The organism is Pseudomonas laurylsulfatiphila (genome assembly GCF_002934665.1).
Taxonomy (GTDB): Bacteria; Pseudomonadota; Gammaproteobacteria; order Pseudomonadales; family Pseudomonadaceae; genus Aquipseudomonas; species Aquipseudomonas laurylsulfatiphila.
The window spans coordinates 725,625-739,032 of record NZ_NIRS01000003.1 but is presented as its reverse complement, the minus strand read 5'-3'; the positions used below and the strand labels follow the sequence as shown (position 1 = coordinate 739,032).

Here is a 13,408-nt window from a genome sequence, read left to right as displayed (position 1 = left end):
AGGGAGCTTGCTCCCGTCGGGTCGCGAAGCGGCCCTTGAAGAGGGACTGCTGCGCAGTCCAGCGGGAGCAAGCTCCCTCGCCACAAGGGTTTTGTGAACCTGGTCAGTTATTTCAACGCCGCCAGAATCGCATCCGGGTCATACCCGCGAATCAAGGTTCCGTTCACATCGATGATCGGAATCCCTCCGCCACCCAAGGCCTCATAGTCCTTGCGCGCGACGGCATCTTTCTCGATATCGAATTCCTTGTACGGAATGCCTTTCTGATCGAGAAAGCGCCGGGTCAGCTTGCAGTAACCACACCATTCGGTGGCGTAGAGCACGACGTTGGCCCGGGCCTGCGTCTGTGCTGGCACCACTTGCGAAGGGTTGAACACCCGCTCGATCTTGCCCCAGTTCTGGTAAGTCACGACCACCAGCAGGATCAGCAGGAATTTTTTCAGTACGCCGCCGAGCATCAGTTGCGACGCTTCAGCTGATCGGTGAGCGAAGTGGGCAGGCCCTTGATGATCAACGTGCCGGCTTCTTCGTCGTACTCGATCTTCGACCCCAGCAGGTGTGCTTCGAAACTGATCGACAAGCCTTCGGCGCGGCCAGTGAATCGACGGAACTGGTTCAGGGTGCGTTTATCGGCCGGGATTTCCGGTGACAGGCCGTAGTCCTTGTTGCGAATGTGATCGTAGAAGGCCTTCGGGCGTTCTTCGTCGATCAGCCCCGACAATTCTTCCAGGCCCATCGGCTCACCGAGCTTGGCCTGGCTGCTGGCGTAATCCACCAGGGTCTTGGTCTTTTCGCGGGCGTCGTCTTCCGGCAGGTCTTCGCTTTCAACGAAATCACTGAAGGCCTTGAGCAGGGTGCGGGTTTCACCCGGACCGTCGACGCCTTCCTGACAGCCGATGAAGTCGCGGAAATACTCCGAAACCTTTTTGCCGTTCTTGCCTTTGATGAACGAAATGTACTGCTTGGATTGTTTATTGTTCTGCCACTCGGAAACGTTGATCCGCGCTGCCAGGTGCAGTTGGCCCAGGTCCAGGTGACGGGACGGGGTCACGTCCAGTTCATCGGTCACGGCCACGCCTTCGCTGTGGTGCAGCAGGGCAATGGCCAGGTAGTCGGTCATGCCTTGCTGGTAGTGTGCGAACAGCACGTGGCCGCCGACCGAAAGGTTCGATTCCTCCATCAGTTTTTGCAGGTGCTCGACCGCCACGCGGCTGAACGCCGTGAAATCCTGGCTGCCCTCGAGGTACTCCTTCAGCCAGCCGCTGAACGGAAATGCACCGGATTCCGGATGGAACAGGCCCCAGGCTTTACCCTGTTTGGCGTTATAGCTTTCGTTGAGGTCGGCGAGCATGTTCTCGATGGCCGCGGACTCGGCCAGTTCGGATTCACGGGCGTGGAGAACTGCAGGTGTGCCGTCGGGTTTTTTGTCGATCAGGTGGACGATGCAATGACGGATCGGCATGGGCTTCTCGGCTGAATGAGGAGAGGAGGGCGTGCTCCCCCGAAAAAGCGCTCAGTGTACCCGCATCCCTCTGTAGGAGCTGCCGAAGGCTGCGATCTTTTGATCTTGTTTGTAAAAATACAAAGGCAAAAGATCGCAGCCTTCGGCAGCTCCTGCAGGAGGGATAGAGGGCAATTGGCAGGCGACCGACGGCGCTTATGCGTTTTTTTCCTGTTTTAGCGCAATAAAGCTGACCAAATGGGTAGCTAGAGGCGGATATTTCCACGTCTGTGTGCTAGCTTTGCCCGGTCTTGCGCGAAGTCACTGCGTTAAGCGTGCAGTCAGCATTTGTCAGGTCGAACCAAACCCTGATTTCGGTATCTATAACCCCGATCCCGAGGTTATTTGGCCGAGGGTGCCGGATCCAAAAGATCGGGCTCGATGGCTGACATTGCACTCTGCAATCCATATGAATTTGATAGGGAAGGAACACTAAATGGCTCTTACTAAAGACCAACTGATCGCCGACATCGCTGAAGCTATCGACGCGCCGAAAACCACCGCGCGTAACGCTCTGGACCAACTGGGCCAAATCGTTGCCGATCAGCTGGAAAACGGCGGCGAAATCACTCTGCCAGGTATCGGCAAACTGAAAGTGACTGAGCGTCCTGCCCGTACCGGCCGCAACCCTTCGACTGGCGCTGCCATCGAAATCGCTGCCAAGAAAGTGATCAAGCTGGTTGTGGCCAAAGGCCTGACCGACGCTGTTAACAAGTAAGACTTGTTAAGAAAAACCGTGCGCCGGAGCGATCCGGGCACGGTTTTTTTATGGGCGTTGAAAAAGTTTACGCAACGTAAACTTTGGCAATAATTTATTTGTGGAAGCGGTTGTTACTGCGCGTTTCATCGGGATAGCTCGTTTGTTCTGAATAACACTTTTCTCCCTGTATAAAACGAACGCTCCTACAGAACTGACAGTTGAGTGTGCGCCTTGGGTCGGTAGTATCGATTAGGCGTAGCGCATGGCTTTGCGTAAAAGCCAAAACCAAATTTCAGTTGTTCGTTACAGGGACGTTTTTTATGAAAGTTAAAAAGTTGTTGATGTGCGTATCGTTTCTGGTGTCCGGTCAGGCGTTGGCCAATGTGACCGAGTACTGCCCAAGCCCTGCTGACATCAAGGAGTTGGCAATCGGTGTCTATAAAGCCCCGACAGCCAGTGGCGACGGGGAATGGTACGGTGTTTCGCAAACCGGGCGTGGGCCGGTAGGTGAGTTCGAACTGGCGATATTCGCACCTCGCATAGCGGCCGAAATCAGCGCTGTAGCCGGTGAAATTCTGCGTTGCGGTTACATGCTGCAAAATGGAGGCGAACTGGATATGAGATACAAACGAGAGGGAACTGTCGTGAGCATTGATACTAATGGGCCATGGGAGGAATGGTTTGGTCAGTATTACTGCGATAGCAAGGAGGTACGTGCCTGTGCGTTCAAAGAAGTTGTTCGTACAACAAAACGCTGAAATGAAGGTGTCTGAACTTGCTTGTTATCGACGTTGCCCGGAAAGCTCAGGCAGTTTGTGATTATAGATATTAGCGACATTGCTAACCGCTAAGGCTTGTTAAAAAGCCGTGTACAGGAGTCATCCGGGCACGGCTTTTTTGTGCGTTTAACTTTTTACTCAGCTGTAGTCTTCGACCATCGCGCCTGACGCCAGGCCCGTTGCTGCGCTTGGGTCTGGAAGGTCCAGGCGACGAAGCGGCTCTGCTTCTGTCCCTGACCCATTTCCACCACCCGACTGTCCAGCGCGCCGGCCTTGGTCAGGGCCGTCTGGATCGCCGGCAGGTTCGATGCTTTTGACACCAGAGTGCTGAACCACAGCACTTGTTGCGCCACCTGCACGCTCTCGCTGACCAGTTGCGTGACGAAACGCACTTCCCCACCCTCGCACCACAGTTCCGCCGCCTGCCCGCCAAAGTTCAGCACCGGCAGCTTGCGTTTCGGATCGGCCTTGCCCAGGGCTCGCCATTTGCGCGTACTGCCCCGCGTGGCCTCGTCCAGCGAGGCGTGGAATGGCGGGTTGCACATGGTCAGGTCGAACCGCTCTGCGCTCTCCAGCAGGCCTGTGAGGATCTGCTTGGGGTTGCTCTGCTGGCGAACCTGGATCGCCTTGTTCAGGCCATTGGATTGAATGATGGCCTTCGCCGCGGCGATGGCGGTCGCATCGATGTCGGAGCCAAGGAATTGCCAGCGATAATCGCTGTAACCGATCAGCGGATACACGCAGTTGGCGCCCATGCCGATGTCCAGCACCTTCACGGCAGCACCACGAGGGATCGCTCCGTCATTCCCGCTGGCCAGCAGGTCGGCGAGGAAGTGCACGTAATCGGCACGGCCTGGCACTGGCGGGCACAGGTAGTCGGCCGGAATGTCCCAGTGAGCGATGCCATAGAACGACTTGAGCAGCGCCCGGTTGAACACCCGCACGGCCTCCGGGCTGGCGAAGTCGATGCTTTCCTTGCCGTACGGATTGACGATCACGAATTTTTTCAGTTCCGGCGTGCTTTTGATCAGCGCCGGAAAGTCGTAGCGGCCCTGATGGCGATTGCGCGGGTGCAGGCTGGCTTTTTCACGCGGCGCCACAGAAGGCGTTGGAGGATTTGGCTGCTTGCGCGGTGCTTTGGGTTTGCTGGGGGCGGTCATGGGGGCGTCGATTCAGGAGGTGGTTCAATATGACGCCCATTCTCCCACAAATGAGAATCTCACGTGCCTGATTGAGCGTTGGGCACCCCTACTCCATGGTGCATGTTTTTTTAAAAAGCTCCGACGCCGTTTAGACTTTAAAATACCTTGTCGTCGCCTGGTTTTATCTGCATTGGCGTTAGCCCCTGGTTGTTAGGGGCTAACTATCTAGAGTTTGAGCAAATAATTTTAAATTTCGTCTGGGTCGCTAAGGTAAGGCGTATTGCGTTCCATAATGTTAAGGTCAAGGGTTATATTGACTTGGCCATTTGCGAGCAGTCTTGCGCCCCCTTCAAGGAATATAAATTCAGCATTGACGCGCTCGTCACTACGAGTGCGCAAATATACTTTTTCGTTATCGCTATTCAGCTCATCCAAGGTGAGTGTTGTGCCTTCCTTGTTGACGATTTTTAATGTTTCTGAGTCGTGCGATGCGCCGCAAGTGAAGAATTTTCCGCTACGGCCTATTGCCTTGCCGAAATAGTCACCCTTAGATCGGATGTAAAGTGTGTACGCATCGTCCGCGCATCGGAAATAAAAAACGTCTGCTTCACCCGTAAGCTTTTGGCTCAAAACTGGAACTGAATTGCCGGGATGTGAAATCAACCCTATGGGTTTATTGCCAAAGCTTAACGTGGCAAGAAAAGATTTTTGACGATTGGTGCTCATGCTGAAAATCCTTTTTCAGAGATGTTTAGTATGGAAGTTGTTGATGTGTTTGGAGTGTTGATATTAGCGAAGTGAAAAGTGATAAGAAACTATTTACACGTTTGGTAATTATCAAAAAAATGCCCCGAAGATCGGGGCATTTTATGTGCAAGCGGCGAATTAAAATTTACAAACTGGCAATCCGCGCGTGCTGCTCGGCCAGCTTGCCCAGGGCCTGTTCGGCCTCGGCCAGTTTGGCGCGTTCCTTTTCGATGACTTCGGCGGGCGCCTTGTCGACGAAACCGGCGTTGGACAGCTTGCCGCCGACTCGTTGCACTTCACCTTGCAGACGCTGGATTTCCTTGTCCAGACGCGCCAGTTCCGCACCTTTGTCGATCAGGCCGGCCATCGGCACCAGCACTTCCATCTCGCCGACCAGTGCGGTGGCGGACAGTGGTGCTTCTTCGCCGGCAGCCAGCACGGTGATCGATTCGAGGCGCGCCAGCTTCTTCAGCAGGGCTTCGTTCTCGGTCAGGCGACGCTGATCCTCGGCGCTGACGTTCTTCAGGAACAGCGGCAGCGGTTTGCCCGGGCCGATGTTCATTTCGCCACGGATGTTACGGGTACCGAGCATCAGGCCCTTGAGCCATTCGATGTCGTCTTCGGCCGCCTGATCGATGCGGGTTTCGTTGGCCACCGGCCAAGGCTGCAGCATGATCGTCTTGCCTTCGATGCCGGCCAGCGGCGCGATGCGCTGCCAGATTTCTTCGGTGATGAACGGCATGAACGGGTGCGCCAGGCGCAGGGCGACTTCCAGTACGCGCACCAGGGTGCGACGGGTGCCGCGCTGGCGTTCAACCGGAGCGTTTTCGTCCCACAGCACAGGCTTGGACAGTTCCAGGTACCAGTCGCAGTACTGGTTCCAGATGAACTCGTACAGCGCTTGTGCCGCCAGGTCGAAACGGAACTGGTCGAGTTGGCGGGTCACTTCGGCTTCGGTGCGTTGCAGCTGCGAAATGATCCAGCGATCCGCCAGCGACAGCTCATAGGCTTCGCCGTTCTGGCCGCAGTCTTCGCCCTTGTCCAGCACGTAGCGCGCCGCGTTCCAGATCTTGTTGCAGAAGTTGCGATAGCCCTCGACGCGGCCCATGTCGAACTTGATGTCACGGCCGGTGGACGCCAGCGAGCAGAAGGTGAAGCGCAGGGCGTCGGTGCCGTAGCTGGCGATGCCTTCGGCGAACTCGTCGCGGGTCTGCTTCTCGATCTTCTTCGCCAGTTTCGGCTGCATCATGCCGGAGGTGCGCTTCTGCACCAGGGCTTCGAGCTCGATACCGTCGATGATGTCCAGCGGGTCCAGGACGTTGCCCTTGGACTTGGACATCTTCTGGCCCTGGCCGTCACGCACCAGGCCGTGAACGTACACGGTCTTGAACGGGACCTGCGGCGTGCCGTCTTCGTTTTTCACCAGGTGCATGGTGAGCATGATCATCCGGGCAACCCAGAAGAAAATGATGTCGAAGCCAGTCACCAGGACGTCGGTGGAGTGGAATTTCTTCAGGAACTCGGTTTTTTCAGGCCAGCCGAGGGTGGAGAAGGTCCATAGGCCCGAGCTGAACCAGGTGTCGAGAACGTCATTGTCCTGTTGCAGGGCAACGTCCGGGCCGAGGTTGTGCTTGGCACGCACTTCGGCTTCGTCGCGACCGACGTAGACCTTGCCCGACTCGTCGTACCAGGCCGGAATGCGGTGGCCCCACCAGAGTTGACGGCTGATGCACCAGTCCTGGATGTCGCGCATCCACGAGAAGTACATGTTTTCGTACTGTTTCGGCACGAACTGGATGCGGCCGTCTTCAACGGCGGCGATCGCAGGCTCGGCCAAAGGCTTGGTGGACACGTACCACTGGTCGGTCAGCCACGGCTCGATGACGGTGCCGGAGCGGTCGCCTTTCGGCACTTTCAGGGCGTGATCGTCAACGCTGACCAACAGGCCGGCAGCGTCGAACGCGGCCACGATCTGCTTGCGCGCTTCGAAGCGGTCGAGACCGGCGTATTCGGCCGGGATCTTGCCGTCGATGGTTTCATTCAGCGTGCCGTCGAGGTTGAACACCTGGCAAGCCGGCAGGACCGCTGCGTTCTTGTCGAAGATGTTCAGCAGCGGCAGGTTGTGACGCTTGCCGACTTCGTAGTCGTTGAAATCGTGGGCCGGGGTGATTTTCACGCAGCCGGTGCCGAATTCAGGGTCGCAGTAATCGTCGGCGATGATCGGGATGCGGCGGCCAACGAGTGGCAGCTCGACAAATTTGCCGATCAGAGCTTTGTAGCGTTCATCGTTCGGGTTCACGGCCACGGCGGAGTCGCCGAGCATGGTTTCCGGGCGAGTGGTCGCGACGATCAGGAAATCGTTGCCTTCAGCCGTCTTGGCGCCGTCGGCCAGCGGATATTTCAGGTTCCACAGGAAACCTTTCTCGTCGTGGTTCTCCACTTCGAGGTCGGAAATCGCCGTGTGCAGCTTGGTGTCCCAGTTGACCAGGCGCTTGCCGCGGTAGATCAGGCCGTCTTCGTGCAGGCGTACGAAGGCTTCTTTAACGGCTTCCGAGAGGCCGTCGTCCATGGTGAAGCGCTCGCGGCTCCAGTCGACGGACGAACCGAGGCGACGGATCTGGCGGCTGATGTTGCCACCGGACTCATCCTTCCACTCCCAGACTTTCTCGAGGAATTTTTCGCGACCCAGGTCATGGCGGCTCTGGCCCTTGGCTTCGAGCTGACGCTCAACCAGCATCTGCGTGGCGATACCGGCGTGGTCGGTGCCCGGCTGCCACAGGGTGTTGCGACCCTGCATGCGGCGGAAACGGATCAGGGCGTCCATGATCGCGTTGTTGAAGCCATGACCCATGTGCAGGCTGCCGGTGACGTTCGGCGGCGGGATCATGATGGTGTAGGACTCGCCCGCGCCTTGCGGGGCGAAGTAATTCTCTGACTCCCAGGTGTTGTACCAGGAAGTTTCAATGGCGTGCGGCTGGTAGGTCTTATCCATGCGCGGCGGGACCCTATTGGCATTTATTCAGGAAAAGCCGGGAAGTATAGCGGGGATGAGCCGATGCGCGTAGAGCGAGGTGACAATGGGCGGGGGAAAAGTTGTGGTGGGTGTTTGGTCTGGGAGGGAGCCTTCGCGGGCAAGCCTGCTCCCACAGGATCAGTGTCGATCATAAAATAGTGGTTCGACAAAAGACCTGTGGGAGCGGGCTTGCCCGCGAAAGCGATCTGTCAGGCAACCCGATTCAAATCGTTATGCCGCGTTTCCTTCAGGCACAGCACCGCAATCAAACTCAGCACCGCCGCCCCGGACACATAACCGCCGACGTAGCTCAGCCCGCCCATCGCCACCAGTTTCTGGGCGAAGAACGGCGCTGCGGAGGCGCCCACGATACCGCCCAGGTTGTAGGCCGCCGAGGCGCCGGTGTAACGCACATGGGTCGGAAACAGCTCCGGCAGCAGCGCGCCCATGGGCGCAAATGTCACGCCCATCAGAAACAGTTCGATGCACAGGAACAACGCCACACCCCAGGTCGAACCTTGGGTCAGCAGCGGTTCCATAAGGAAGCCGGACAGGATCGCCAGCACGCCACCGATGATCAGCACCGGCTTGCGCCCGTAACGGTCGCTGGCCCAGGCCGACAGCGGGGTGGCGGCCGCCATGAACAGCACTGCGAAGCACAACAGACCGAGAAAGGTTTCGCGGCTGTAGCCGAGCGTTGCAACGCCGTAACTCAGGGAAAACACCGTGGAGATGTAAAACAGCGCGTAGCACACCACCATCGCGCCGGCGCCCAGCAACACGGGCGCCCAGTACTGGCCGAACAGCTCGAACAGCGGGATTTTCACCCGTTCCTGGCGCGCCATGGCGTTGGCGAATACCGGGGTTTCATGCAGCTTGAGGCGCACGTACAGGCCGACCATCACCAGTGCAGCGCTGAGCAGGAACGGAATACGCCAGCCCCATGAGCGGAACTGTTCATCGTCCAGCACCACGGCCAGGGTCAGGAACAGGCCGTTGGCCGCCAGGAAGCCAATGGAGGGACCCAGCTGCGGGAACATGCCGAACCAGGCGCGCTTGCCTTTCGGCGCGTTCTCCGTGGCCAGCAATGCCGCGCCACCCCATTCACCGCCCAGCCCCAGGCCCTGGCCGAAGCGCAGGACGCACAGCAGGATCGGTGCCCAGGCGCCAATGCTGTCGTATCCCGGCAGCACGCCGATCAGCGTGGTGCACACGCCCATCAGCAGCAACGAGGCGACCAGGGTCGACTTGCGGCCGATACGGTCGCCGAAGTGACCGAAAAGGGCCGAACCCAAGGGGCGCGCGAGGAAGGCGATGCCGAACGTGAGAAACGCCGACAGCATCTGGGCGGTGCCAGATGTCTGTGGAAAGAACACCGGGCCAATCACCAGCGCCGCAGCGGTGGCATAGGCATAGAAATCGTAGAACTCGATGGCGGTACCGATGAAGCTCGCAGTGGCCACGCGGGTAGCGGAGTTCGTCGGTTGTGCAGGTGTGGAGTCGCTGTAAGTCGTGCTGGTCGTCATGCGGTGATCCCTGACAGTCATGTGCCCCAGTGGAGCGAATTATTATGGTCGAGAACCCAGGGATGTGGGCTTAACGCAGAGTGCGGGTGGCACAGGGTGTGGCGGGGCTTGGGTAAGCGGTTCGATTATAGGAAGGTGGCTAACGATTCAACAAGCGCAAAAGATCGCAGCCTGCGGCAGCTCCTACAGGGGAAACGCGTTCCAATGTAGGAGCTGCCGCAGGCTGCGATCTTTCAACAATCTAACGGGCGGGTAAAGCAGCGAGAGCCGGGTTGGTAGGCCAAATCAACACCCGCGTGACACGATTGTCCTCAGTCGCGAGAATTTCCAGTCGATAGCGGCCGATTTTCAGGCATACAGGGCAGTCCGGGATGGTTTCCAGTGCTTCGGTGACCAAGCCGTTCAGGGTTTTCGGGCCATCGCTGGGCAGGTGCCAGCCGAGGCTCTTGTTCAATTCGCGGATGGACGCGGCTCCATCGATCACCAGGCGTCCGTCGGCTTGGGGATGAATGTGCGGGTTGTCCAGGCTGTGCTGGCTTTCGAACTCGCCGACGATTTCTTCGAGAATGTCTTCCAGGGTGACGATGCCCAGCACTTCGCCGTATTCATCGACCACCATGCCCAGGCGTCGTTGCTGTTTGTGGAAGTTGAGCAGTTGCAGTTGCAGCGGGGTGCTTTCCGGCACGAAGTACGGCTCGTGGCTGGCCGCCAGCAAGGCTTCCCTGGTCAGGCTCGCATCGGGCAGCAAGTGCAGGATGTGCCGGGTGTTGAGGACGGCTTCGACCTGGTTGATATCGCTGTGGAACACCGGCAGGCGCGTGCGCTTGTTGTGGCGCAATTGCTCGATGATTTCTTCGATGGAGTCATCGAGATTGATGCCGTCCACGTCGCTGCGCGGTACCAGGATGTCATTGACGGTGATGTTGTCCAGCGCGTGGATGCCTGGCAGCGGGTGAGGGCGGCTTACAGTTTCGGAGGGTGCATGCCGCTCCGTCAGCGTTTCGTCCTCACTTTGTTGCACCACTTTGGCTTTACGGACGAATGGGCGCGTCAGCAACCGGCTGATGCTGGTGAGCAGCCATGCCGCGGGATAGATGATTTTCAGCGGCAACCGCAGCAGGTTGTTGCCCTGGGCCAGGATCGCATCCGGATAGCGAGCGGCGAGGGTGCGTGGCAAGTAGTCGGAAAACACCAGCAACACGGCGCCCGCCCCGAGGCAGGCGACCCACGGGCCGTTCTCGGCCCAGGTGAAAATGGCCAGCAAGGTGCTGATGACCACCACGAGTGCACGGCACAGTGTGTTGCAAAAAATCAGGCTGGCCAGAGGGAAGCTGAGTTCCGCCACCGGTTTGTCGCTGGAACGCGTTGCGGTGCGCTGGGCCAGCAAATGCTGGTGCGCCGCTTCGATGGCGGTAAACAGCCCCGACCATAAAACCAGCAGGGTCACTACCGCGAGCATCGGCCCTATGGGCAAGTCGTCCATTAATGCCGCCCGTCAGATATGCAGGATGTATTCACGAACCAGCTTGCTGCCGAAGTACGCCAGCATCAGCAGGCAAAAGCCGGCCAGGGTCCAGCGAATGGCTTTGTGCCCACGCCAGCCGAGGCGATTGCGTCCCCACAGCAGCACGCTGAAAACAACCCAGGCCAGGCAGGCCAGCAGGGTTTTGTGCACCAGATGCTGGGCGAACAGGTTCTCGACGAACAGCCAGCCGGAAATCAGCGACAGCGACAACAGCGTCCAGCCGGCCCAGAGAAAACCGAACAGCAGGCTTTCCATGGTTTGCAGCGGCGGGAAGTTCTTGATCAGCCCGGAGGGGTGCTTGTGCTTGAGCTGGTGGTCTTGAACCAGCAGCAGCAAGGACTGGAACACCGCGATGGTGAACATGCCATAGGCCAGAATCGAAAGCAGGATGTGGGCGAGGATGCCCGGCTCCTCATCGATGACCTGTACCGTGCCGGCGGGGGCAAAATGCGCCAGCATCACGGTCAAGGCCCCAAGCGGGAACAGCAGGACCAGCAGGTTCTCTACCGGAATCCGCGAGCAGGCCAGCAGGGTCAGAGCGATGACCGCCACGGCAATCAGGCTGGCGGCACTGAAGAAGTCCAGGGCCAGGCCGGTCGGGGTCAGCAGGTGGGTGAGCAGGCTGATGCTGTGGGCCAATACGGCGAGCACGCCGAGCATGACCAGCAGGCGTTTGTTGACCTTGGCGCCGGACGCCAGGTGAGTGCCCTGGTAAATGGTCGCAGCGGCATACAAGCAGGCGGCGGCGAGGGTAGTTAGCAAGCTGGGTGACAAGGGGAGCATAAATCCTGTTAGGCAAGCCCGAAAGTCGCTGAGTTTGGCATAGAACCCCTGCCACACGAAAGACCGCGCGACCCGACGGCGAGGTGTCCGCCGGCCACAGTCTTCGCTATAATCCGCGACCTGCCCACGCCGCAGGCTCGCCGAGCACACGTTTAGTCCGGTCCGGGCCGCCATTATCCCGGTCTACACAGGGCCTGAAAGGATCGCGCAATGTTTGAAAACTTAACCGACCGTCTCTCGCAGACGCTGCGCCATGTCACTGGCAAGGCCAAGCTGACTGAAGACAACATCAAAGACACCCTGCGTGAAGTGCGCATGGCGTTGCTCGAAGCCGACGTCGCCCTGCCGGTGGTCAAGGACTTCGTCAATTCGGTCAAGGAGCGTGCCGTCGGTACCGAGGTGTCGCGCAGCCTGACGCCGGGCCAGGCCTTCGTGAAGATCGTCCAGGCCGAACTCGAAAGCCTGATGGGCGTGGCCAACGAAGACCTGAACCTGAGCGCAGTGCCGCCAGCGGTCATCCTCATGGCCGGTTTGCAGGGCGCTGGTAAAACCACCACCGCCGGCAAGCTCGCGCGCTTCCTTAAAGAGCGCAAGAAGAAGTCGGTCATGGTCGTGTCCGCCGACGTTTACCGTCCGGCGGCGATCAAGCAGCTGGAAACCCTGGCCAACGACATCGGCGTGACCTTCTTCCCGTCGGACCTGAGCCAGAAGCCGGTCGACATCGCCAATGCGGCTATTAAGGAAGCAAAACTCAAATTCATCGATGTGGTCATCGTCGACACCGCCGGTCGCCTGCACATTGATGAAGAGATGATGGGCGAGATCAAGGCGCTGCACGCCGCGATCAACCCGGTCGAAACCCTGTTCGTGGTCGACGCCATGACCGGCCAGGACGCCGCCAACACGGCCAAGGCCTTCGGCGATGCATTGCCGCTGACCGGCGTGATCCTGACCAAGGTCGACGGCGACGCCCGTGGCGGTGCCGCGCTGTCGGTGCGCGCCATCACCGGCAAGCCGATCAAGTTCATCGGTATGGGCGAGAAGAGCGAAGCGCTCGATCCGTTCCACCCTGAGCGTATCGCCTCGCGCATCCTCGGCATGGGCGACGTGCTCAGCCTTATCGAGCAGGCGGAAGCGACCCTCGACAAGGACAAGGCCGACAAGCTGGCCAAGAAACTGAAGAAGGGCAAGGGCTTCGACCTCGAAGACTTCCGCGATCAGTTGCAACAGATGAAGAACATGGGCGGCCTCGGCGGGCTCATGGACAAGCTGCCGAACATGGGTGGCGTGAACCTGGCGCAAATGGGCAACGCCCAGGGTGCGGCAGAGAAGCAATTCAAGCAGATGGAAGCCATCATCAACTCCATGACCCCGGCCGAGCGCCGCGACCCCGAGATGATCAGCGGTTCGCGCAAGCGCCGGATCGCCATGGGTTCCGGCACCCAGGTGCAGGACATCGGCCGCTTGATCAAGCAGCACAAGCAGATGCAGAAGATGATGAAGAAGTTCTCTGCAAAAGGCGGAATGGCCAAGATGATGCGCGGCATGGGCGGAATGCTACCCGGCGGCGGCATGCCAAAAATGTAAAGAATTCGCGCCGGTCGTCGCACCGGCGCTAACCCACACGGACGTGGGATACACAGCAAACCCGCACTTGGCGGGAGCTGACCGGCCGTTTTCAACGACGGCTCT

General features: G+C 58.9%; 11 protein-coding genes. 3 read left to right on the top strand and 8 right to left on the bottom strand.

The window, feature by feature from the left end; all coding sequences use genetic code 11:
* Nucleotides 1–107 precede the first annotated feature (107 nt).
* A complete protein-coding gene (locus tag CD175_RS13815; RefSeq protein WP_104449313.1) occupies nt 108–458 on the bottom strand; it encodes a glutaredoxin family protein in 351 nt (116 codons plus the stop codon).
* Nucleotides 458–1,462, bottom strand: coding sequence for a nucleoid-associated protein YejK (yejK, locus tag CD175_RS13810; protein ID WP_104449312.1), 1,005 nt, complete (start codon nt 1,460–1,462; stop codon nt 458–460). The genes CD175_RS13815 and yejK overlap by 1 nt, the downstream gene beginning before the upstream one ends.
* Nucleotides 1,463–1,937: 475 nt before the next feature.
* Here yejK and CD175_RS13805 point away from each other — a divergent pair, with 475 nt between their 5' ends.
* Both CD175_RS13805 and CD175_RS13800 read left to right on the top strand, forming a co-directional pair.
* On the top strand, nt 1,938–2,219 hold the full coding sequence (locus tag CD175_RS13805) for an HU family DNA-binding protein (RefSeq protein ID WP_007905514.1): 282 nt from the start codon (nt 1,938–1,940) through the stop codon (nt 2,217–2,219).
* 302 nt (nt 2,220–2,521) lie between these two features.
* Nucleotides 2,522–2,959 carry a DUF3757 domain-containing protein gene (locus CD175_RS13800; protein WP_104449311.1) on the top strand — a complete coding sequence of 146 codons (438 nt, stop codon included), beginning with the start codon at nt 2,522–2,524 and terminating at the stop codon, nt 2,957–2,959.
* 155 nt (nt 2,960–3,114) lie between these two features.
* Here the strand turns inward: CD175_RS13800 and rlmF are convergent, their stop codons facing one another.
* The 6 genes from rlmF to CD175_RS13770 form a co-directional block, all read right to left on the bottom strand.
* Nucleotides 3,115–4,140 (bottom strand): 23S rRNA (adenine(1618)-N(6))-methyltransferase RlmF, encoded by a 1,026-nt coding sequence (gene rlmF, locus CD175_RS13795; RefSeq protein ID WP_104449310.1) that lies wholly within the window; start codon nt 4,138–4,140, stop codon nt 3,115–3,117.
* Between the two features lie 228 nt (nt 4,141–4,368).
* Nucleotides 4,369–4,848 carry a hypothetical protein gene (locus CD175_RS31085; RefSeq protein ID WP_146094578.1) on the bottom strand — a complete coding sequence of 160 codons (480 nt, stop codon included), beginning with the start codon at nt 4,846–4,848 and terminating at the stop codon, nt 4,369–4,371.
* Between the two features lie 166 nt (nt 4,849–5,014).
* Complete coding sequence (locus CD175_RS13785; RefSeq protein ID WP_007972710.1) at nt 5,015–7,861, bottom strand: valine--tRNA ligase; 2,847 nt, start codon at nt 7,859–7,861, stop codon at nt 5,015–5,017.
* Between the two features lie 230 nt (nt 7,862–8,091).
* Complete coding sequence (locus tag CD175_RS13780) at nt 8,092–9,408, bottom strand: MFS transporter (protein WP_104449308.1); 1,317 nt, start codon at nt 9,406–9,408, stop codon at nt 8,092–8,094.
* 241 nt (nt 9,409–9,649) lie between these two features.
* Nucleotides 9,650–10,891 carry a transporter associated domain-containing protein gene (locus tag CD175_RS13775; protein ID WP_104449307.1) on the bottom strand — a complete coding sequence of 414 codons (1,242 nt, stop codon included), beginning with the start codon at nt 10,889–10,891 and terminating at the stop codon, nt 9,650–9,652.
* A 12-nt stretch (nt 10,892–10,903) separates the two neighbouring features.
* Nucleotides 10,904–11,716: a cytochrome C assembly family protein gene (locus tag CD175_RS13770; RefSeq protein WP_104449306.1), complete on the bottom strand. Its 813-nt coding sequence runs from the start codon at nt 11,714–11,716 to the stop codon at nt 10,904–10,906.
* Nucleotides 11,717–11,926: 210 nt separating this feature from the next.
* On the opposite strand from CD175_RS13770, the gene ffh reads away from it, so the two are divergent.
* The gene (gene ffh, locus CD175_RS13765) at nt 11,927–13,303 is read left to right on the top strand and encodes a signal recognition particle protein (RefSeq protein ID WP_104449305.1); all 1,377 of its coding nucleotides are present in this window, start codon (nt 11,927–11,929) and stop codon (nt 13,301–13,303) included.
* Nucleotides 13,304–13,408: the final 105 nt, after the last annotated feature.